This is a genomic window from Pedobacter frigidisoli, from assembly GCF_004331675.1.
In the GTDB taxonomy this organism is placed as follows: Bacteria; Bacteroidota; Bacteroidia; order Sphingobacteriales; family Sphingobacteriaceae; genus Pedobacter; species Pedobacter frigidisoli.
This window is the reverse complement of the sequence record NZ_SJSN01000009.1, coordinates 170,165-190,925: the sequence shown is the minus strand read 5'-3', so window position 1 is coordinate 190,925 and position 20,761 is coordinate 170,165. Positions and strand designations below refer to the sequence as shown.

18 protein-coding genes are annotated in these 20,761 nt (G+C 35.9%); 4 read left to right on the top strand and 14 right to left on the bottom strand.

The window, feature by feature from the left end; genetic code table 11:
* Positions 1-12: 12 nt before the first annotated feature.
* A complete protein-coding gene (locus EZ449_RS13090) occupies positions 13-2,331 on the top strand; it encodes a tetratricopeptide repeat-containing sensor histidine kinase (RefSeq protein ID WP_131559462.1) in 2,319 nt (772 codons plus the stop codon).
* Here the strand turns inward: EZ449_RS13090 and EZ449_RS13085 are convergent, their stop codons facing one another.
* The 9 genes from EZ449_RS13085 to EZ449_RS13045 form a co-directional block, all read right to left on the bottom strand.
* A complete protein-coding gene (locus EZ449_RS13085; RefSeq protein WP_131559460.1) occupies positions 2,332-3,087 on the bottom strand; it encodes a LytR/AlgR family response regulator transcription factor in 756 nt (251 codons plus the stop codon).
* Positions 3,088-3,214: 127 nt separating this feature from the next.
* Complete coding sequence (locus tag EZ449_RS13080; protein ID WP_131559458.1) at positions 3,215-3,823, bottom strand: DUF1684 domain-containing protein; 609 nt, start codon at positions 3,821-3,823, stop codon at positions 3,215-3,217.
* A 171-nt stretch (positions 3,824-3,994) separates the two neighbouring features.
* Positions 3,995-5,092 carry a chorismate synthase gene (gene aroC / locus EZ449_RS13075; protein ID WP_131559456.1) on the bottom strand — a complete coding sequence of 366 codons (1,098 nt, stop codon included), beginning with the start codon at positions 5,090-5,092 and terminating at the stop codon, positions 3,995-3,997.
* A gap of 74 nt (positions 5,093-5,166) precedes the next feature.
* Positions 5,167-6,435: a 3-phosphoshikimate 1-carboxyvinyltransferase gene (aroA, locus tag EZ449_RS13070; protein WP_131559454.1), complete on the bottom strand. Its 1,269-nt coding sequence runs from the start codon at positions 6,433-6,435 to the stop codon at positions 5,167-5,169.
* Positions 6,436-6,598: 163 nt separating this feature from the next.
* Positions 6,599-7,738 (bottom strand): chorismate mutase, encoded by a 1,140-nt coding sequence (locus EZ449_RS13065; RefSeq protein ID WP_131559451.1) that lies wholly within the window; start codon positions 7,736-7,738, stop codon positions 6,599-6,601.
* Positions 7,739-7,843: 105 nt separating this feature from the next.
* Positions 7,844-8,677: a prephenate dehydratase gene (locus EZ449_RS13060; RefSeq protein WP_131559449.1), complete on the bottom strand. Its 834-nt coding sequence runs from the start codon at positions 8,675-8,677 to the stop codon at positions 7,844-7,846.
* 1,154 nt (positions 8,678-9,831) lie between these two features.
* On the bottom strand, positions 9,832-10,797 hold the full coding sequence (locus EZ449_RS13055; RefSeq protein ID WP_131559447.1) for a sterol desaturase family protein: 966 nt from the start codon (positions 10,795-10,797) through the stop codon (positions 9,832-9,834).
* A 1-nt stretch (position 10,798) separates the two neighbouring features.
* Positions 10,799-11,857: a 3-dehydroquinate synthase gene (gene aroB / locus EZ449_RS13050; protein ID WP_131559445.1), complete on the bottom strand. Its 1,059-nt coding sequence runs from the start codon at positions 11,855-11,857 to the stop codon at positions 10,799-10,801.
* Entirely contained in the window at positions 11,857-12,063 is a 207-nt protein-coding gene (locus tag EZ449_RS13045; protein ID WP_131559443.1) for an RNA-binding S4 domain-containing protein, read from the bottom strand. Before EZ449_RS13045 ends, aroB begins: the two co-directional genes overlap by 1 nt.
* 92 nt (positions 12,064-12,155) lie before the next feature.
* On the opposite strand from EZ449_RS13045, the gene EZ449_RS13040 reads away from it, so the two are divergent.
* Positions 12,156-13,343 (top strand): proline dehydrogenase family protein, encoded by a 1,188-nt coding sequence (locus EZ449_RS13040; RefSeq protein WP_131559441.1) that lies wholly within the window; start codon positions 12,156-12,158, stop codon positions 13,341-13,343.
* Between the two features lie 188 nt (positions 13,344-13,531).
* On the opposite strand, the gene EZ449_RS13035 is transcribed toward EZ449_RS13040, so the two are convergent.
* The 5 genes from EZ449_RS13035 to EZ449_RS13015 form a co-directional block, all read right to left on the bottom strand.
* Positions 13,532-13,861, bottom strand: coding sequence for a DUF962 domain-containing protein (locus EZ449_RS13035; protein WP_131559439.1), 330 nt, complete (start codon positions 13,859-13,861; stop codon positions 13,532-13,534).
* Between the two features lie 8 nt (positions 13,862-13,869).
* Complete coding sequence (locus tag EZ449_RS13030; protein ID WP_131559437.1) at positions 13,870-14,505, bottom strand: HAD family hydrolase; 636 nt, start codon at positions 14,503-14,505, stop codon at positions 13,870-13,872.
* Positions 14,506-14,615: 110 nt separating this feature from the next.
* Positions 14,616-17,324 carry a PQQ-dependent sugar dehydrogenase gene (locus EZ449_RS13025; protein ID WP_131559435.1) on the bottom strand — a complete coding sequence of 903 codons (2,709 nt, stop codon included), beginning with the start codon at positions 17,322-17,324 and terminating at the stop codon, positions 14,616-14,618.
* Between the two features lie 87 nt (positions 17,325-17,411).
* A complete protein-coding gene (locus EZ449_RS13020) occupies positions 17,412-18,830 on the bottom strand; it encodes a PQQ-dependent sugar dehydrogenase (protein WP_165499757.1) in 1,419 nt (472 codons plus the stop codon).
* 78 nt (positions 18,831-18,908) lie between these two features.
* Positions 18,909-19,091 carry a hypothetical protein gene (locus tag EZ449_RS13015; RefSeq protein WP_131559431.1) on the bottom strand — a complete coding sequence of 61 codons (183 nt, stop codon included), beginning with the start codon at positions 19,089-19,091 and terminating at the stop codon, positions 18,909-18,911.
* Between the two features lie 210 nt (positions 19,092-19,301).
* Between EZ449_RS13015 and EZ449_RS13010 the strand changes: the two genes are divergently transcribed.
* Positions 19,302-19,526 carry a cold shock domain-containing protein gene (locus EZ449_RS13010; protein WP_131559429.1) on the top strand — a complete coding sequence of 75 codons (225 nt, stop codon included), beginning with the start codon at positions 19,302-19,304 and terminating at the stop codon, positions 19,524-19,526.
* A gap of 318 nt (positions 19,527-19,844) precedes the next feature.
* Positions 19,845-20,747: a helix-turn-helix domain-containing protein gene (locus EZ449_RS13005; protein WP_205943000.1), complete on the top strand. Its 903-nt coding sequence runs from the start codon at positions 19,845-19,847 to the stop codon at positions 20,745-20,747.
* Positions 20,748-20,761 lie beyond the last annotated feature (14 nt).

The following is a 20,761-nucleotide window of genomic DNA, read 5'->3' as shown; positions in this document are numbered from 1 at the left end:
ATTAATTGATTAATGGTGAGGTTATTTGCCTTTGGACCTAGTTCACATTGCCATTTATCCTTTTTAAGGACATGGGTGTTAATTCTTTTTACCACAATTTCAATATCGCCCTGTTTTAGTCAGTATGTATCCTCTCAAAAAAAATTGGATAGTGTTTTGGTACTCAACCGAAATTATTTAAAACAGGACTCGGTCAAAATTAAAATTTTAGAGCAAGTTTATCGCCAATATTTAGGGCAAAGAAAGATTGATTTAGCTGAAGAATACATAGGAAAAACGATTCAGCTAGCACATGAAAAAAACCTTAAGAAATTTTCTGCGTTTGCTTATTATCGAAAAGCATTAGTTTATCATGGAAGAGGTAATTACATCAAAGCCGAAGAAAATTATCTTCAGGCCGTAATCGATTTTTCTGCTGTCGGAAACCTTGATATGATTGCTGGTACATATTTAAATATGGGAGCCTTATATAGCAGCATTCCCGATTATGTAAAATCTTTGGAGGTTAACCAAAAAGCAATATTGATTTATGAGCGGTTGGATAATGAAGTTGACATGGCGAGCTGTTATACCAATGTTTCAACCATTTATCAAAATTTAGGAAACCAGAGCCAGGCGTTGGTTTATATGAATATGGCCTTAAAAATATTCTTAAAAGATGGTGAAAATACAAGAGGTGTTGCTGTAGTTTATAGCTTAATTGGTTCTAATTATTTCGAGGCATCTGATAAAGAGCTTGCGGAAATGAATGTGCTGCCAAGTCAGAAGAAAAATTTGGCATTAATGTATTTCAATAAATCGCTTAAAATAGCTGAAACCATTGGCGATATAGGTTTAATTGTGAGCAATAAGCGAGATTTAGGAAATCTTTACAGCTCCATCGGACAAAAGGATGCTGCCTTAAAATCTTATCAAAAATCGGTAGAAATGAGTAAAGATAGGGAAGATCAAGATTCTTATGCATCGAGCCTTTACGCACTAGGAAATTTTTATCAAAAAGAAAATAATTTAAACAACGCTATAGATTTATTGAATAGCAGTTTGAAAATTACCCAAGAAAATAAGTTGTTAGAAACAGAGAAACAAGCTGCTTTAAGTTTAAGTAAAGCTTATGAAAAGCAGGGGGATTATAATAAATCCTTAAATTATTATAGGCAATACATCACTGCAAGAGATAAAATTTTTGATCAGGAAAAGGAAAGGGAAATTACCAGAAAACAGATGCAATTGGATTTCAGTATAAAGGAGCGAGATTATTTATTGAAGCAGAAAATTACTCAGAGCGAGCTAACTAGGCAAGAACAGGAACTTGTTTTACGAAGCCAGCAATTAAAATTAATTGATAAGGAGAAAAAACTAGATCAACTTACTTTTGAAAAGGCTAAACTCGATCTTGATTTACAACGATTGGCACAGGAGAGCAATTTTCAGAATCAAAATACATTGGCAAAACTGGAAGCTTCTGAAAAGGATAAGCAGATATCGAAACAAGACCAGCAAATTAAGTTCGATTGGCGGGTGAAGCTATTCTTAACCACTGCTACAATATTAGTTTTGGTAATAGCGATAGTAATTTTTTTTAATCAGCGAAAAACAACTCGATTAAATAGGATTATTAGCAATCAAAAACGTGAATTAGAACAACTCGGTAGGGTAAAGGATCGAATTTTTAGTGTGGTTAGTCACGATATGAGAACGCCTGTAAACTCTTTAATCTCGTTTATACAGTTGCTTGAAGGTGGCGACATCGATCAGGAAAAGCTCGGTCGTTATGCAGCATCCCTAAAAAATAACCTTACTTATACCTCCACAATGATGGAGAATTTACTCAATTGGGCTGCGAGCCAAATGCAGGGCTTTAATCCATATTTAGAATCGCTTAATGCTCATGATTTGGTGTCTGATGTAGTTAATTCGATACAAGATATTGCAGATCAAAAAGATATTACTATCTCTAATGCAATACCTAAAACTACCATGTGCAAGGCAGATGCTAATATGCTTACCCTCGTGGTTCGTAATTTGGTTAATAATGCAATAAAATTCACTCCTTTAGGCGGTAAAATAGCAATTGAAGCCTCAGATTTAAAGCAATGTGTTGAAATTAAAATTGCAGATACTGGATTAGGTTTAACGCCAACTCAAATTGCACACTTTAATAAGCCTGGGTATCTTGGAGCTGGGGTAAGCACGCCAGGAACAAATAAAGAAAAAGGTACTGGACTAGGTTTATTGCTCTGTAGAACTTTTATTGGCCTAATGGATGGGAAAATATCTGCTAATCTTAATGATAAGGTTGGAAGTCATTTTAAGATTTTGTTGAAGAAATAGCTACTTTAAAAACCTAGAAAGTATTTTCTTATCTATAGATTTTTCTAGTAATTCTTGTCTATTGGCGGCACTTATTGGTACCACAAACTTATGATTTAAATGAACCTCGTGATTAGTTAAGGTAGCGATATGATTAACGTTTATAATATATTGCTTGTGCACCCTTTTGAAAATTTTAGAGGGCAATTGTTTTTCTAAATTCTTTAAACTTACTAAAATAACATGTTTATCGTTACTTGTAAATAGTTTAGAAAAGTCGCCCATACTTTCTATGTAGATTACATCATCATATTTTAATTTTGTAATGCCCTTGGTTTCTCTAAAGAAAAAGTAGTCATCCTTTATTTCATTATCGAACGTTAAATCTTCAAGTGGTAATTTTTCTACCCTTTTTTTTAACTCGATATATTCCATTGCTTTATTAGTTGCTTTTAAAATGCGTTCGAAAGTTGCTGGTTTTACTATGAAATCTATAGCATCGAGATTAAAGCTCTCTGCAGCATATTCACTAAAAGATGTTATGAAAATAAATTGAGTTTGATTTTTTAATGTTTTTAACAATTCCATACCCGATAACTCAGGCATGTCGATATCCGAAAAAACAATATCAATACTTGTGGTTGAAAGGATTTGAGCGGCCTCTATACCGTTGGTGCAAACAGCTATAATATTTAATGAGGGAATCTTTTTCAGATGCATTGTTATCGCATCTCTTTCAATTTCGTTATCATCAACGATTAAACAGCTGTAAGTCATTTAGGGATAGAATTTATTTAGAGTAAGAAACAAGTATTTATAATTAATGTTTCGAACTTTATTGCAAAATACGCATTTTAAGACAACACTTAGTATTTACCTTATAATTTCTGTCTTTGATATACTACTACTGATGTTTTTTTTGACCACTAAATATTAGTTCCCCAGATTTAATTTCTAACGTCAAATCATTTTCTTCTGGTGGAACTGGGCAACGATAACCATCACTATATGCACAATACGGATTGTAAGCTTTGTTGAAATCAACTTCAATCTTATTATCCACGATTTCTTTTGAACTTAAATCAATATACCTACCCCCGCCGTAGGTTTCCACACTATTAGTTTCATCAGTAAAGGGCAAAAATAAGTGATCTTTGTAAACAGGATTTGCAGACAGAGATACACTTTTATAGAGCGTCATAATGAGCACTTTATCTTTTAATTTGAACTTGATTTTTGCAAATCTAAAATAATCGCTACTTGTACCTGCATAGGTTGGCATTTTGAAGATCTTTTCATTTTTTAAAATTTCGACTTCAGCCAAAACTCTATATGTGCTGTCAGCATTGTAGAAATGAAGATGTTTTAAGTCATCTGCCTTTAAAGGTGAATTAGATTCCTTGATAAAATCCTGTTTGTAGCTTTCGCGATGTTTAGCAATTTGCTCGGAGTAGGATTGAGCAAAAGAATTTAAGCTGATAAAGAGGAATAGGATAGGGAGTAGTTTTTTCATGATTTTTATTTTGCTATCGTCATTTCGACTGGAGTGTAGCGGGAATGGAGAAACCTTTAAAATTGTTAAATATAATTCAAAGATTTCTCGACTTCGCTCGAAATGACGGTTAAAAATATTTCACCCTGAGCTTCTCGACTTTCATCGGGAAGTTTGGAGTGAAATACTGCCTTATACCATACTCACTTTATTTCTTAGAAACTGGTCGGCTAAAACTAAAGCTGCCATTGCCTCTACAATTACAACTGCTCTTGGTACCACACATGGGTCGTGCCTGCCTTTGCCTTTAATTTCTGAGGCCTCGCCCGCTGCATTAATCGTTTGCTGATTATGCATAATCGTAGCAACAGGTTTAAAAGCCACTTTAAAAGTAATGTCCATTCCATTGGAAATGCCTCCTAAAATACCTCCAGCAAAATTTGTTGTGGTTTTAAAAACTTTAGCATCTGCTGCTTTTGGTTGAGGAATATCATTATGTTGAGAGCCTCTTAATTCACTACCTGCAAAACCAGAACCATATTCAAAACCGTGAACTGCGTTTATGCTTAACATCGCTTTACCTAAATCTGCATGTAATTTATCAAAAACAGGTTCACCTAAACCCGCCGGACAACCTTTAATTACACAGCCGATTTTACCACCAACGGTATCGCCATCTTTTCTTACAGAATCTATAAATTCAATCATTTCATGCGCAGTTGCTGGGTCAGCACAACGAACAATATTTTCTTCCCTGATATCAAGCAAAGCTGATAAATCGTTACTTTCTAAGTTTGGCGCTTCAATGGTTCCAACTGAAGTTACATGAGCAAAAATCTCAATGCCTTGTTGCTTTAAAAATAGTTTCGCAATTGCACCTGCAGCCACACGAGCAGCGGTTTCGCGGGCCGATGAACGGCCGCCACCTCGATGGTCGCGGATGCCATATTTTGCATCATAAACGTAATCGGCATGGCTCGGGCGGTAAACATCCACATTGTGTCCGTAATCTTTAGAACGTTGGTCTTCGTTAGGAATTAACAAGGCAATCGGCGTTCCTGTACTTTTGCCCTCGAAAACACCCGATAAAATTTGAACGGTATCGCTTTCTTTTCTCTGGGTAGTAATTTTCGATTGACCAGGTTTGCGTTTATCCAATTCTGATTGAATAAAATCCATGTCGATATCCAATTGCGCCGGACAGCCATCAATAATTACCCCAATGGCCACGCCATGAGATTCCCCAAAAGTGGTGATGCGAAATAGTTGTCCGAATGAGTTGCCTGCCATGTTTTAATTATTGAATGATTGAATTTTGAATGAGTGAATGGATTTCAATGCCCAGTCTTGATACTTGATTCTCGTTACTTGATACTAATGTCAAACCCCGCTTTTTTCAAATCCTCCCAAAAATAAGGATAAGATTTCTCTACAACTTGCATTTCTTCGATTTCCACTTCGTTGATTAATAACGCAAGCGGAGCAAAGGCCATAGCCATGCGATGGTCTTCGTAAGTGGCAATGGTAATTTTCTCCGGGAAATGAAGCTCATCAGTATTCAAAGTGTAAACCAAATTATCTTCAATTAAATTAACACCGATTTTAGCGAGCTCATTTTGTAAGGCTGCAATGCGGTTGGTTTCCTTAATTTTTAAAGTTTCTAAACCTGTGAAAGACATGTTTTTACCTAGTGCCGCTGCAATAACCACAATGGTTTGTGCCAAATCAGGACAAGTTTTTAAATCCAGAATCTGATTAGTTTCCAATGATAAACCTAGGTTGCTGATTGAAATTCCTTTTTCAGTTTTTTCTGTCGCAATCCCGAAAATTTTCATGATTTTTTGGATTTGGCTATCGCCTTGCAAGCTTTTTTCTTTCAATGCAGGCAAACTGATCTCAGCTTCATCAGCCAAAGCCGCAATGCTATACCAATAAGATGCAGCACTCCAGTCAGGTTCAACAACCAATGTTCCTGCTTTAAAAGTTTGTGGCTTAATGGAAATCGAATTGCCATTCCACGAATGTTCAATACCCACTTCCGCTAGCATATCCAAAGTCATATCTACATACGGCTTTGAAGTCAGCTCACCCTCAATTTCTAATGTTAAACCTTGAGGCAGGATAGGGGCAATCATCAGCAATGCTGAAATATACTGACTACTTACATCACCTTTAATTTTAACCTCAGCAGTTTTCTGGTTTAATGGACCTACAATATTTAACGGTGGAAAGCCATCGTTTTCTGCATAAGAAATATCTGCACCAATAGTTTTCAGCGCTTCCGCCAAAATACCTATCGGGCGTTGTTTCATACGCTCGGTTCCGGTTAACAAGAAGTTGCCGTTTTTTGCAGAAAGGTAAGCTGAAAGAAAACGCATCGCCGTTCCTGCAGGGCCAACATCAACCGTTTTCGATTCTTCAATCTCTACTTCTAATTCTTCCTCCAAATTATTTAAAATTCCGTTCAATGTTACCGTATCAGCAGCATTTGATAAGTTTTCTACTTTAACCAATTTATTGCTTAAAGCGCTAATGATTAAGGCTCTATTGCATTCGCTTTTTGAGCCGGTTAACTGGATTTCCGTATTAATGTTCTTGGTTCCTTTAAAAGAAACTAAGGCGTTTTTTGACATTGTATTCTCGTTTTATTCTCAAAATACAATTGTCAGATGTTGCCATCTGACAATGTATATAATCTTTTAAGATGCTGAAATAAATTCAGCATGACGACCGTTTTTTAGTAAATGGGGCTTGCTTTAGACTTTGCTTTTCACTTTGGTCTTTTCGCTTTAGTCTTTAAGCTTTTATCTCGCTATGTTGTTCAGCAGCAATTCCTTGTTCGGCTTTACCAGCATTCATAATTTCAGTTTGCTTACGAATAGATTCGCCGTGCATCAATTCTAAGAATTTCTCTGTGAAGTTTAAATCTAACTTTAAGGCTTTTGCAAAAGCATGACCCTTTTTAATGATGGCATCCCAACGGTTAACCTGTAAAATAGTAACTTGATTATCGCGTTTGAATTCGCCGATTTTCTCAACGATAGACATACGTTCCGCCAATTTCTGTAATAAGATATCGTCGATTTTATCGATTGATGAACGTAAATCAGCTAATTTATCAACGAAAGCTTCGTTTGTAGATTCTGGTTCACGAACTGTTAAACGGTCAACTAATTCAGCTAAATCCGCTGGTGTAACTTGTTGTTTGGCATCTGTCCATGCAACTGACGGGTCAACATGAGATTCAATCATTAAACCTTGCATATCTAAATCCAAAGCTTTTTGAGAGATGTAAGGGATTAATTCACGGTTACCGCAAATGTGACTTGGGTCGTTGATGATAGGCAACTCAGGACATAAAGTTTTCAACTGAATCGCCAGCTCCCACATTGGTTCGTTACGGAAAGAACTTTTCTCGAAAGAAGAGAAACCACGGTGAATAGCGCCAATTTTAGTGATTCCTGCACCGTTGATACGCTCAATAGCACCAATCCATAACTGTAAATCAGGGTTTACAGGGTTTTTAATTAATACCGGAACATCAACACCTCTTAAAGCATCAGCAATTTCCTGAACTGTAAATGGGTTTACTGTAGAACGTGCGCCAATCCAAAGGATATCAACACCTGCAGCTAGAGCCTCTTCAACATGTTTTGCATTTGCAACCTCAACAGCTGTTGGTAAACCGGTTTCTGCTTTAGCACGTTTTAACCACTCTAAACCAATACTTCCTATACCCTCAAATTCTCCTGGACGAGTACGCGGTTTCCAAATACCGGCTCTTAAAACTGATACTTTACCTGTAGCAGCCAATAAATGAGCTGTAGTTAATAATTGCTCTTCAGTTTCTGCACTGCAAGGACCAGAGATGATTAATGGTTCGTTATTAACGTTTAACCAAGTGTTTAAGGGTTGGATGTTTAAATTAAGTTTCATGATATTGGGTTGTTTTTAGTTCGAAAGTCCGAGGTCGGAAGTCCGATTTATATTTTGATTTTAATTATTTGCGTTTTAATGTTTGTCATCGGACTTCCGACTTATTTATACTTTATCGTTTTTTAAATATTCTCCGAGGATGTTAAAATTTGAAGTGTATTTTAATGCTTTTCTAACGGCCTTATCGTACTTTTCGGTACTTGGCCATTCTAAATCAACGTAAAAGTAATACTCATTTCTTTTTCCTAACACCGGCATTGATTGTATTTTTGTTAAGCTTACCTCTTGCTCGGCGAAGATATTTAATACGGTTGCCAAAGAACCTGCTTTGTGGCCAACCTGAAAACAGATTGATGCTTTATTGATTTTCTTGCCCTCATCCGTTTTGTCTTTCTTAAGGATAAGAAAACGGGTATAGTTCTTCTTGTTCGATTCTACACGGCGCTCTAAAATGTTTAAGCCGTAAAGTTCTGCAGCTAAACTATTTGCGATAGCCATGGTATCTGTTAATTTTTCTTCTTGGATACGTTTAGCACAAGCAGCAGTATCATTACTTTCTACGATTTTGATGTGTGGGTAATCGTAAAAGAAATCGATACATTGACGGATAGCGATAGGGTGTGAGGTTACAATTTTAATATCCTCGAATTTCACGCCAGGTAAAGCCATTAAGTGTAATTGGATTGGAAGATAAACCTCGCCAACTACCGAGAAACCATAATCGCGGATTAAAGTGTAATTTGGTAATAAGCTGCCCGCGATAGAGTTTTCGATGGCCATTACTACAAAGTCAGCTTCATTTTTCTCCAGCTTATCGCATGTTTCTTTAAATGAATTGCACTCTACAGTCTCGATGTTTTTACCAAAGAATTTGTAGGCCGCCTCTTCATGAAAAGATGCTTTAATACCCTGAATTGCTACTCGTTTTGTCGTTTCCATTTTTGCGTAAAACAAAAAAGTCCCGGCTGTTTGCCGGGACTTTTTTATACATTTTAATATTGTTATATATCTTTTTGCATATTAGCCCCGGCTCTTACTAAAATAGTAAAAGTAACCAAAGTAATATGTGTTGAATAATTTCATTTTTCTTTTTGAATGAGCCAAATGTAATAACAAAATTTAATTTGTCAATAGGAAAATGAAAATAATTTTAATAAAATTTAATTTTGTTTGGTTTAGCCTGTTTTGAGGATGGGGCTTTTCTTTAATGAATTTTGATAAAAAACAGATTTTTATATTGATTAGGCCTGGTTTAAAGTAAATAATATTTTTTAATTGGAAATGTGCATCTGTGCAGGTGATTTACAACCCTACATTAACGGTCGTCACTCTGAACTTGATTCAGAGTCTTGATTGTATGGCGGCTTAGCATGAAAGATGCTGAAATAAATTCAGCATGACGAGCGCCTAAAAACAAATGCTCAAAGCGTTTAACTTAAATCGTTAACTAATGATAAGTGTTTCTTTTTTAATTGTTTTGCTTTTTGATGAAAGTAGGGGAATAAATAATTTTGATTCCCTCTTTCAAATATCGCTTAACCATAAAGGTGCAATTTTTCCGGTTTTAATATCCTTTGCCTCTTTTAAACCTTGCTTAATTCCATCAAGCAATTTGCTTTTTGGAACTTTGTATAACTTTTGCATCGATTCTTTTCAGCACTTCCAAAAGAAATTGAGTGTCGTTATCTTTAACTTGGATGGAAATGTTGTCATAATTAAAATCGACTTTAATCAACATAACGAATTAAATTATTGAATTAGAGCGTTGAAATTTTTTCCTAAGAAGTATATTTTTTGTTTCGTAAACCTGATAGGAATGGGAATACTTTTAAAATTGTAGCTACCCTGAATATGCTGTCATTCTGAGGCACGAAGAATCTGCCAACGATGAAACAGATTCTTCGTGCCTCAGAATGACAGAAGTTTTTAAAAGATTGTAATGGATAGCAGGGCTGGATTAGCCAATAGCGCAGAACCAACCATTTCCTAAATTCTCTTAAACAAAAAACGGCCTATGAAATACAGACCGTGATTATGATTAACTTATTGTCACATAACCAACGATTTCAATCGTGGGAAACATGACTAAACGCCTATCCTGTCGAACTTAACGTTCGTTGTTGCTCATTTATATCTTTAATCTTATTGTTTTCTTTATTTTGCTTTTCCAATTCTTCAGCATCATGCAATTCCTTTTGCATAATCTTTGCAATTTTTGTGCTGCCATCGTGGCTCCAACCTGGTGGATTAAATAAATATTTTACCTTATCCATAAAAGTTGGTGCCTTTTTCACATCAGCTTTTAAAGCAATAAATTCGTGGAAAATTATATTTACCGGACCAATATCTTTTGGTTGTGTTGTTAAGCCGTATTTAATTTCATCTTCAGGTAATTCTGCCTGGAAAGTACCAAACCATCTGTCCCAAAGAATTAAAACCATACCCATGTTTTTATCCAAATAACGCACATTACTGGCGTGATGAACACGGTGATGCGATGGCGTTACGAAAATATATTCATACCATTTTGGGAAATTAATTTTGTACTGCGTATGGACCAGATTGCCATAAATTTGAGTTACCAGATAAGCAAAAAGAATATCCATTGCAGTGAAACCCATAAACGCTAAAGGCAAATAGAAGAACACACGATACAAAGGTTCAAAAACAGTTGAACGAAAACCCGTAGTTAAATTGAAATGTTCTGATGAATGATGCGTAACATGCATCGCCCAGAAAAAGCGAACATAATGGCCAACCGTATGCAAAAACCAATATAAGAAATCTTGTGCCAGAATTAAAACCGTCCAGTAAATCCAAATATTAGAAATTTGGAATAAACGGAATTGGTAGCAATATTCTAACAAAAAGAATGTCGCCGTTTTCATGCCCAAGTTAATTACAATTGCCGAAACCATTAAATAAATATTGGTCCAGGTGTCTCGTTTCGTATATAATTTTCTGTCGTGGGCGTAGCTGAAATACATTTCAACCAAGGTTAAGACGATGACAAAGCCAAACAATGTGCCTACAGAAATATCACTTCCGGTGTACTTCATTTTATAAACTGTTATAATAATCTAAACTGCTCAAAATATCAGCTATGCTCACACGGCAGTTAAACGTGCATTTGCCAGTTGTTTCCAGTAAAGAGAATAAAATGTTGCCATCCTCATTCTTTTTATCGCTTTTCATTAGCTCTAAAAGCGTATCGAAACTTTCTTTTTTAATATCATATTTGGGATATAACGACAAAATATATACGGTAATATCTTTCAATTCTTCTTTAGTCAGTCCACTGTTTTTGATGGATAAAGCTGCCTCACAAACAAAACCAATGGCAATTGCCTCGCCATGAGTCAGTGGATTTTCATCATTTGCTAAGGAATAACTTTCTACCGCATGACCAATGGTATGACCGAAATTCAAAATCTTACGCAGATTTTTTTCATGTGGGTCGATGGTTACCACTTCGTTTTTAATCTCAACAGAACGATAAATATCTTCAGCTGATGGGGTTAAATAAGTGCTAGCCTTAAGCTTTTCGTAATAAGTTTTATCATAAATCAAGCCATGTTTTATCATTTCGGCAAAGCCGGATAAAAGCTCTCTTTCGGGTAATGTTTTCAAGAATTCTGTCTCAATAAAAACCATTTGCGGCAAGGTAAAAGTACCTACCATGTTCTTCACATTATCGATGTCAATTCCTGTTTTGCCACCTACTGAAGCATCAACTTGAGAAAGTAGGGTAGTTGGAACGTTAATGAAATCGATGCCGCGTTTATAGGTTGAGGCAATAAAACCACCCATATCGGTAATTACACCGCCACCTAAATTTATCATTAAACTCTTGCGGTCGGCCTCAAAATCCAAAAGGGTTTTCCAAATACCGATGCAGAAATCGATGTTTTTATTTTCTTCACCCGCAGAGGTTTCAATCAAATCAAATTCGGCATAATCATCCATCAGCGATTGAAAAACAGGCAAACAGATTTCGCTTGTATGCTCATCGGCAAGGATAAACACTTTGCTGTATTTATTGCTTTCTAAAAGGATTTTTAATTCTGCTAATCCACTTTCGAAATAAAGCGAATGGCCTGCGCTAGTTAATGGCTCCATTATATTACTTCGATTTTATCAGTTCCAAATATGATGATATCGCCAATTCTAACCTTGTAGCGTTTACGAAACTCAACTTCACCGTTGCATTTTACTAAGCCATCCATTACAGCAGCCTGAGCATCACCGCCGGTACCGACTAATCCGGTCACTTTTAAAAGCTGAATTAATGGAATAAATTCGCCCTCTATTTTGAATTGTATCATTTTGCTGCAAAAATACGATTATTTCGAGGTTTTACGTTCGTAGAATGGATGCTTTTTATAATTTTGCATCCATCTGACTTATTATACATCAAATGATTGATTCAATACCCAATAAACAACCCAATTTCGATAATACTGAAGTCGCTTTCCGTCAAAAAACCAATGCCGAATTAAAAAAGGCTTTTTGGCTTTTTAAGATGATTGGAAGCAACTTCTTAACTAAGGTTGGCCCTGCTATTACCAATTTCTTTCTAAAAATTGGCATGCCCATTCAAGGAGCAATTAAGGCAACCATTTTTCAACAATTTTGTGGTGGCGAAACCATTGCAGAATGCGATAAAGCAGTTGCACAGCTTGCAAAAGGTGGCGTTGGAACCATTTTAGATTATTCGGTTGAGGGCGAAGAAGAAGAAGTTGTATTTGATGAAACTTGTCAGGAGATTATCCGCACCATTCTTCGTGCCGATGGCGATGTTAATATTCCCATTACGGTTTTCAAAATTACGGGTATTGGCCGTTTTGCTTTATTAGAGAAGTTAGATGCGAAACAAACTTTAACAGCTGATGAACAAGCAGAGTTTGAAAAAGTAAAATTACGTTGTGAAATGATTTGCCGCACCGCTTTTGAAAAGGGCGTGCCGATTATGATTGATGCCGAAGAAACCTGGATTCAGGATACAATTGATGAACTGGCTGTGGATATGATGCGTAAATTTAATCAGCAACGCATCATCATTTACAATACTTATCAAATGTATCGCCACGATAAATTGGCCGATATGAAAGCCGACCACCTCATTGCAAAAGCCGCAGGTTTTATTTTGGGTGTCAAAATGGTTCGCGGTGCGTACATGGAAAAAGAGCGTAAACGTGCTGCAGAAATGGGTTATCCATCTCCAATTCAGCCCGATAAAGAATCGTCTGACAGAGATTACAATGAGTCGTTGCGTTATTGTGTTGATCATATTGAGGAAATTGCCATCGTTTGTGGAACACACAATGAAGATAGTAGTCGCTTGTTAACTTACCTTTTGGATGAGAAAAAAGTGGTTCATAATCACCCACATGTGTATTTCGCACAGCTTTTAGGCATGAGCGATAACTTGAGCTTTAACCTTGCTGATGCAGATTATAATGTGGCGAAATATGTTCCTTATGGCCCGATTAAAGCGGTGATGCCATATTTGTTTAGAAGAGCACAGGAGAATACTTCAGTTGCAGGGCAAACAGGACGAGAATTAGGATTGATTGAAAGGGAATTGAAGAGAAGAAAGCTTTAGTTTTTCTGTCATTCTGAGGCACGAAGAATCTGTTTCATAGGTTGCAGATTCTTCGTGCCTCAGAATGACAGCATGAATAGATTGTTGCTATCAAAATACAAGTTTCATACGATTGAAATCGTGGGTTATATTTTAGGCACCCACATTTAACATGCTAAACAATGCAATTAATAACATAACCCACGATTTCAATCGTGGGCATCATCAACCACAAAACCTTGTTTACCCGTTAGCAAATCATAGAACAAAATAAAATCACTCGCCAAGCTATAACCTGGATATTGAAAAGTTGCAGGTTTATTTTTCTCAAAGAAGAAATGCCCAACCCATGCAAAGCCATAACCTAAAATGGGCATCGCTAAGAAAAAGTGCCAGTTGTGGAAGAGAAAACCAGTAAAGAATGTTAGCGCTACTAAACCAGTTCCTATAAAATGTAGTATACGAGAAGTGGTATTCGTGTGCTCGCTTAAATAATATGGATAGAATTCTTTAAGCGATTTAAACCTTTTTTCTGCCATAACCTAATTTACAAAATTCCATTCGCTTTCAAAAAATCTCCAAGCTGTGCTGGCTTTTCAGTCATTAAAAGCGTATTCAGTCCCACTTTTTTAGCGCCCTCAATGTGTTGCGGACTATCATCAATAAACAACGTTTCGGATGGATTGAGGTTATTTTCTTTTATAACCTGCTCAAAAATATTGATGTTTGGTTTACGCAATTTCATGTGTTGAGAGAAATAAGCTTTCTCAAAATATTCATCGTAATTGTTAATTTGAAAGGTTGTTTTCAAGTAATTAATAATCCAATCGTAATGAATTTCGTTGTTATTGCTCAACAAAAAAGTGCGATATTTCTCCTTAACCTTTAAGAGCAATTCATGGTTTTCTTGGATAGTGCCAATCAGCAAACTATTCCAGGCCTCATCAATTTGTGCATCTGTAAGCTCGGGTTTATTGGCAGCTTTTCTAATCCCAACTCTAAATTCTGCCGGAGAAATTGCACCAGTTTCAAAATCATCAAATAATTGATTATGTGCCTTGTGTGCAAAGAAATTTTCTATATCTGTAATGCCAAGCTTTTGAAATGAGGCTTGAGCTATTTTAAAATCTATGTCGAAAATTACGTTTCCGTAATCAAAAATGATGTTTTTAATATTTTGCATGGAGGAATATTTATCCCGCAAAGATATTAACCTAAATGAATAGATGGCATGGGCGAAACTGTTTTTTAAATAAAAAATCCCGAATGAGTTATTCGGGATCTCTACTTGTTTTATTTTGAATCTACTATTATCGATTTGATAATTACACGACTCTTATCTGTTCCAGCCTTGACCTTAAAAATAAAATAGAGGGAATGCATTTTTCCATCGCTAATCAAATTTATTGGTGTTCCGTTTCTAAAAGTAGATTTCCCAATTATGATACCATCTTCTCCGTCCATCCTTATTTCTATTTCGCCATCAGCTCCCGTCTCTAAATTTGCAAATGAAAAATTAAAATTAGAAATCCCAGTTAGGTCGATGTTTTTTAGTGCAATCCATGCCGACTGCTCAGTTAGCATAAGCTTATCGCCACCATAAATATCTTTTTTCTCAAAACCTTTAAAATCCTTTATTTCACTCGCTTCAATTTCATTGCTCTGAAGATTGATGAGGTTGGTTGTAGTTAGCGGTTTTAGAATTGCAGATCCAGCATCAGTATAACTTGCTTTTAAAGTCAACACAGATTTCTTTTTATCAACTGCTGGCGGAGGAATGATCTTACCTGTGGTAGGCAAAGAAGCCGCTATCGTTTCTTTGTTGCCCAAAGTCATAATCCAATCGGTAATTTTTTTCACGTCAGCCTCTTTCATGGCTGTATGTGCTGGCATTGGCACTTCACCCCAAACACCATGACTTCCGTTTATCACTTTCGAAGCAAGATAATCAACCGCTTTACTGTCGTTTTTATATTTTACTGCAATTTTATCGAAAGCTGGGCCAATAGAAACTTCAGATTCTTTGTGGCAGGTGCTGCAATCAGATTTTAACATGAGTGTTTTCCCAATAACCGTTTGTGCAGCTTGTTGATGACCCAATTGTGCGCCAGCTAAATCAGTTCCTTCAGTGTAAGTATTTGAGATGTAAATATTGGCATTATTTACTTTAGCGCCCTTATCGCTTACCAAAACCTTATAATCAACTGGTTTATTGGGGAAATAAAAACTCTTATTTCCCGCCAATGCAATGCTAACATTTGGGTGTTCATTTCCAGCAAAGACTGGTACAATCAAACTTTTTGCCGATGCCTTATTTTTATCCATCACCGTAACACTGATTGGATATTCGCCCGCTTTTGTAAAAGTATACTGCAGGGTTGGCGTTGTAGTAGTTTTAACAACTCCTTTTCCTAAGTTCCACACGTAAGTAAGTGCATCGCCATCAGGATCTTTAGCATAAACTTTAGCAGTCATTTTATATGGAAGTAAGCCACTGGTTTTTGTAATATCCAAGCTTTTTACCGCTGGAGGTCTGTTTCCTTTTAAGTAATCGATTCTTACAATTCCTGCATCAGGATTTTTCGAAAACCACCCCTTGCCATACTCTAAAATGTATAATTTTCCATCAGGACCTTGTTCCATATCTATCGGTGCTGCCAAAGAAATATTCGAAATAAATGGTTCCATGCTCACATAATCTCCCTGGGCATTCATGGTAACGGCCTTTACCCAACCGCGAACCCATTCGTAAATAATTAATTTCCCGTTGTAATAAGCAGGATAAGGCGAAGCATTTAGTTTGGTATAATAAACTGGGCCAGCCATTGCTGTTCTACCTCCAGAACCCACCTGAGGAAATTCTGCAGATTCGCCATAAGGATACCAAATAAAGGCAGGTTGGGCAGCTGGAACTTTATCTAATCCAGTATTATTTGGAGAATTATTTATTGCTCCCGATGGCTCGAAAGGTGCTCCGTTTTTGCCATCAGTATAATCGTAAGCTTTGTAAGGATAGTTATTTCCTATGAAATATGGCCAACCAAAATTGCCCGCTTTTTTAGCTTGATTTACTTCGTCGTAACCTCTGGGGCCACGCAGAGCATCATCATTGCTGGCGTCAGGACCAACTTCTCCCCAATATAAATAACCAGTCTTTTGATCAACAGAGATTCTGTATGGGTTTCTATTCCCCATTACAAAAATTTCTGGTCGCGTTTTTGGCATATCTTTTGGAAACAAATTTCCCTCAGGAATGGAATAAGTTCCATCATCATTCAGTTTTATACGAAGAATTTTTCCTCTTAAATCGTTGGTATTTCCTGCCGATCTTCGAGCATCATATTGTTGCAAACCTTGGCGGTTATCCAAAGGAGCATAACCTTTATTTACGAATTGCTGTTTTGGAACATCAAAAGGAGTGGAGTTATCTCCGGTAGAAACATAAAGCAGATTATCCGGTCCGAATGCTATTGAACCTCCTGTATGGCAGCAAATTTCTCTTTGAGAATAAAATTCTAAAATAATTTTCTCTGACTCTTTTACGATTTTATCGTTCACTAACTTAAACCGAGAAAGGCGATTTACAGATTTATCAAACGGACTATAGAAAAGATAAACGTAATGATTAACTGCAAATTTCGGATCTGCGGCCATTCCCAGCAAACCTTCCTCTGCATTTACATCAGGCGTATTGGTTTTGAAATAAACATCGAGCTTTCCCGCTTCAGTAACTTTCTTAGTTTGATTTTTATAAATCATCACCTCGCCTCGTCTTTGAGCAACCAGAATATCAAAATTTGGCAAAACAGTAAGTTCTGTAGGTTCGGTAAACTCTCCATGAACGAGATCAACTTTTACAAAACGATCTTGATCGGGCGTATCTATTTTGGCAAGTGCTAGAAGACTTAGCTCCTTGCTTTCGAAAGATTTTTTACTAAGTGTTGTGGCGCAAATGAGTACGAATGCAATTGCGGATAGTAAAAACGTAAAGGTAGTTTTCATTTATTTGGTTATGTATGTTGGCCTTAAATATAAACCATTGTTTAATAGCTTGTTGAATTGTATCAGAATTTATGCTTAACAGATCAACTATTTTGTGTTAAGTAAAACATAATCGGCCAAGCTTTCTATATCTTTTTTGCTGATGGCGCCATTCCAAGCAGGCATTCCTTTATCTACAATACCATTTGTAATATTGTTGACAATCGATTTTTTGTCGCCACCATGCTTAAATTTTCCGCCAACTAAGCTGTAAACTGATGTTGAGCCCTGAAGTTTATCGCCATGGCATGAGGCACAAAGTTGATTAAACATATTTGCTGGAGATGATTGAACGATATCACCTTTATTATTCGATATAATTTGTTGAGCTATAATTTGATTTCCTTTTTCTGTTGATGGACTTAGCCTTAAAATCATATCATAAGGTCTTTCCCCCTTGCTTTCTGGTAAATCAAAATTGGATGTAGAGATGTAAATAAATCCGTCAGGACCAACCACTATAGAACGAATTCTTCCATACTGCTTTTTAAGTAAAACCTCTTGTTTAACCACTTTACCTTGATCTAATTGTATTCTTAAGATCGATTCCCCTCTAAGACAAGCAACAAGTAAACTCCCTTTTAACTCTGGAAAAGCATTTCCCTTGTAAAATGTTGCTTCAGCTGGGCCAATAGATGGCGTATATTCTAAAAATGGTTTAACCATGCCATGTTTAGTCTCTTGATGATGGATAACTGGCCAGCCATAATTTGATCCTTTTTCAATAACATTCAGTTCATCGCCACCGGTTGGCCCATGTTCTGTTGCGTAAAGTTTATTAGTAAAAGGCTCGAAAGCCAAGCCTTGTGGGTTTCTGTGGCCGTAAGACCAAATCTCCTTTTTTGCGGTGTCGTTTTCTATAAATGGATTGTCCTTTGGAATGCTACCATCATCATTAATTCTTAAAATCTTACCATTGTACGTTTTTAAGTCTTGGGCAAGTATAGGCTGATCCGCATCTCCAGTGGAAATGTAAAGTTTCTTATCTGGACCGAAAACTAACCTACAACCTGTATGGTTTCTCGCCCCAGGAATCCCTTGTATTAAGGTTTTTGGGTTGATTAAGTTATCTTTCTCATAAAGATATTGAACCACTCTTAGTCTGATCTTATTATTTTCTCCGTAATTCTGAGCAATATAAATTAAATGATTCTTGATAAAGTTAGGATGCAAAACCGTGCCCAATAATCCAGTTTTTGATTCAGCTTTTATATCATTCACTTTAAGAACAGGTCTTTCGCTCAGTTTTCCATTTCTTATAAGCCTAACCTCGCCAGTGCGCTCGGTAAAAAGCATCGTTTTATCTGGCAAAAATGTAATTTGCCAAGGAACAATTAGATTGGCAGCAAGCGTGTCAATTTTAAAGAAAACCTCTTTACCATACATATTCTTTTTTCTGTAATTGAAGCCACTCAAAAATGCGAATCCTAATACTAAAGCTAGGCTAGCCAAATGGTTTATTCTCATATTCACTGGGATATCGTTAAATCGTTTTACTAAATAAATATAAAAATTATTGGATATAGTTGGTATGCTTTTGTATGGCTATTTAATTACCAAGATCGTTCCGTCATTCTTGAGCTTGTAGTAATATTGCTTTCCTTGTTTGCAATCTAAAATCTCAATATTAGATACCTCACCTTGTTTGCCTGTATCATCTTTTATTTCATCGCCTTCTTTAACATTCTCAAGATCTTGCATGGAACTTTTTTTGGTTAGCTTTTTCATATTAGGGTAGATTATATAGACCGAACACCTTAGTTTACAGATGGTTTTAACTAATTTCGCTCAACTCAATGGTTAATATCATAAAGATTCGGTATTCTAAATCAACTAAATTTGATTGTAAATCTATTTTTTACATATGAATGTCTATTTGAACAATTTTATCAATTTATTTTAAGCTATTTTTATATCGTCTTTTATCCTGATAACATTATGATTGGAGTAATTACAGCTTACAATAAGCAAAGAGGTTTTGGTTTAATTTCGCAAGATTTAGTGATAGAAAGTATATACTTTGATATTATAGATCTAAAAGCCAGAGGTTTATATATTGGAAGTACGGTTGAGTTCGAAACAACCTTTACAAAGAAAGGTGTAGTTGCGAAAAATATAACAGGCATGGCAAAGATAAAGGTCAGATCAACAAAATTTGTTTAATAAATTTACTGACTCAAAATCTATTAACCTCTCAATCTAATTAGTATCATTGCTCATCTCCGCATTAAATTTCGAATAACAATAAAAAGACACAACTATTGGTTGTATTTGTTGCAATTCATATTGTCAGTGTATTGTCATTCATCTTTTATGTGTACTTTACAAAATGGGCGATAAAGTAAATTTTATATTAGGAGTAATTTCAATCTTCAGTGGATTTAGTGTTTTCTTCATAATTTTTAGTGGTAAAAAACGTTAAGCTGATTTCTGATTCTCATTTCTATAGAGTTTTTCTCTTTGAAATGTTTAATTTTGAAAATGCAACAAAATCAAGTTACTGATAAATTATCAAATTCATTTTCTGGTATTCATATCGATCAAACTCAATTTCGGGTTGCAGGTATGAATGATGATAAGTGTAAGTTAACCTCTTTTAATAGGAGAGATTTTTATAAAATTTCTCTAATAACAAAAGGATGTAGCACTTTGCTTTATGCCAATAGAGATATAGAAATTTCTAAACCAGCACTTGTTTTTACTAATCCACTTATTCCGTATTCTTGGGATGTTGCTGCAGAAGATACCGTTTACGATGGTTATTTCTGTGTGTTTAGCGATGATTTTTTGCACAAAGGTGCCCGTATGGAAAGCCTGCAAGAATCTACCTTGTTTAAGGCAGATGGAAATCCTGTATATTTATTAGAAGACCATCAGCTGGAATATCTAAAAGGTATTTTTATTAGAATGCAGACTGAAATGGATGGTGACTACATTTACAAATATGATTTAATTCGAAATTATGTTAATGTACTTATCCACGAGGCCGTAAAAATGCAGCCTGCTGTAGCTTACTTCAATCCACCCAATGCTGCATCGCGAATTACTAATCTTTTTTTAACCCTACTCGAAAAGCAGTTTCCTGTTGATTCTCCTCAGCATCCGCTTAAATTAAAAAAGGCTAGTGATTATGCTGAGAAATTGGCGGTACATGTAAATCACCTTAATGCAGCAGTTCAAGGAGTTACCGGAAAATCGACAACAACGATTATTAATGAAGCAATTGTTGCCGAGACAAAATCCTTACTTATTCATACCGATTGGAGTGTTGCCGAAATTGCTTTTAGCTTAGGTTTCGAATACGCCTCTTATTTTAATAACTTCTTTAAAAAACATACCGGTTTTACACCAATGAAAATTAGAACTGGAATTTCTACTGTTTAACTAATCATTTGAAT